The organism is uncultured Clostridium sp., from assembly GCF_934754925.1.
Classification (GTDB): Bacteria; Bacillota; Clostridia; order Clostridiales; family Clostridiaceae; genus Clostridium.
The window spans coordinates 1-1,618 of record NZ_CAKVJA010000116.1 but is presented as its reverse complement, the minus strand read 5'-3'; the positions used below and the strand labels follow the sequence as shown (position 1 = coordinate 1,618).

At 30.2% G+C, this 1,618-nt stretch carries 2 protein-coding genes and 1 pseudogene; all 3 read left to right on the top strand.

Going from position 1 to position 1,618, the window contains the following annotated elements:
- A pseudogene (locus tag Q0G30_RS14315) lies at nucleotides 1–461 on the top strand (acetate kinase); the annotation flags it as partial.
- A gap of 200 nt (nucleotides 462–661) precedes the next feature.
- Complete coding sequence (locus tag Q0G30_RS14310) at nucleotides 662–1,189, top strand: DUF177 domain-containing protein (protein WP_294391448.1); 528 nt, start codon at nucleotides 662–664, stop codon at nucleotides 1,187–1,189.
- A gap of 13 nt (nucleotides 1,190–1,202) precedes the next feature.
- Complete coding sequence (gene rpmF, locus Q0G30_RS14305; protein ID WP_294391446.1) at nucleotides 1,203–1,379, top strand: 50S ribosomal protein L32; 177 nt, start codon at nucleotides 1,203–1,205, stop codon at nucleotides 1,377–1,379.
- Nucleotides 1,380–1,618: the final 239 nt, after the last annotated feature.

The window sequence follows — 1,618 nt, the reverse complement described above, 5'->3', positions numbered from 1 at the left end:
TAGACCCTGCTATAATACCTTTCATGATGAGAAAAGAAGGATTAGATGCAGATGGTGTAGATAACTTAATGAACAAACAATCTGGTGTTTACGGTATGACTGGTATATCTTCTGACTTCAGAGATATAGAAGCTGCTGCTGAAAAAGGTGATCAAAAAGCTATAGATGCTTTAGATGCTTACCACACTAGAGTTAAAAAATACATCGGATCTTATGCTGCTGAAATGAACGGTGTTGATGCAATAGTATTCACTGCTGGATTAGGTGAAAATGGTATAGATAACAGAATGGCAATAGCATCAAACATGGAATACTTAGGTGTTAAAATGGATGCTGAAGCTAACAACGTAAGAGGAAAAGAAAGAGTTATATCTGCTGCTGATTCTCAAGTTAAAGTATTATTAATACCAACTAACGAAGAATTAATGATAGCTAGAGATACTTTAGCATTAGTTAAATAATTATTATAAAAATTTTAACTATATAGTAAATAATATATTTAAAGTTTTAAGGTAGGCTTTGACCTACCTTAAAATGATTTTAGTACTAATAAATTTACAAAAAAAGTATTAATATCTTATTTTTAACTATCAAGTAAAAATACTTGACAAACATTCACTAGATTTGTATAATAAATTTGGTAATATAACGAGGTGAAAGTATGATAATTAGTCTAGACAAGTTAAACAGAAAAGAAACTGATAAAATAGACTTGAATTTTTCACAAAAAATTGATACTATTAATTATTGTGAGAACACATATAAAATAGCTTCACCCCTAAACCTAATAGGTAAAATATCTAGAAACAATAAAGGATATTATATAGATGCTAATGTCAGCTTCGAAATAATAGACAATTGTGCTAGATGTTTAGATGAAGTTAAAGTACCAATAGAATATGCTATAGAAGGTTTCTTAGTTAAAGCAGATTTTGACGAAGATGAATTTGAAGATTATGATGCTTTTATTATTGACGGTGACGAAGTAAACTTACTTGATATAATAGGCCAAACATTAATTTTCAATTTACCAGCACAATCTCTTTGTAAAGAAGATTGTAAAGGTCTTTGCCAAGGATGTGGAGCTAACCTAAATAGGGAAACCTGTGCATGTAGCCAAATTGCCAATGACGAGGATGAAATAGATCCACGTTTTGCTAAATTAAAAGATTTATTTAAAAATGACTAAGGAGGTGGCTTAAATGGCAGTACCTAAGCGTAAAACAGCTAAATCAAAAACTAAAATGAGAAGAGCGGCTAACTCAAAAATGACAGCAACAGGATTCGTAGAGTGTCCACAATGTCATGAACCAAAATTACCACACAGAGTTTGTCCAGATTGCGGACACTACAAAGGTAAAGAAATAGTAGCTGAATAGTGATATTTAAAAACATGTAGAGTAATCTACATGTTTTTTTATTAAAATATAAAAATAAATTAAAGTTGAAAAAATAAAATAGTTACTGTAAAATACTAGTACTAATTGTAATTATAAATAGTTTTATATAAGAACATACATAAGGAGGACAAGTATGAGAATAGTTGTTGATGGTATGGGTGGAGATAATGCGCCTAAAGCTGTAGTTGGTGGTGTAGTTGAAGCTATAAAAGAATATG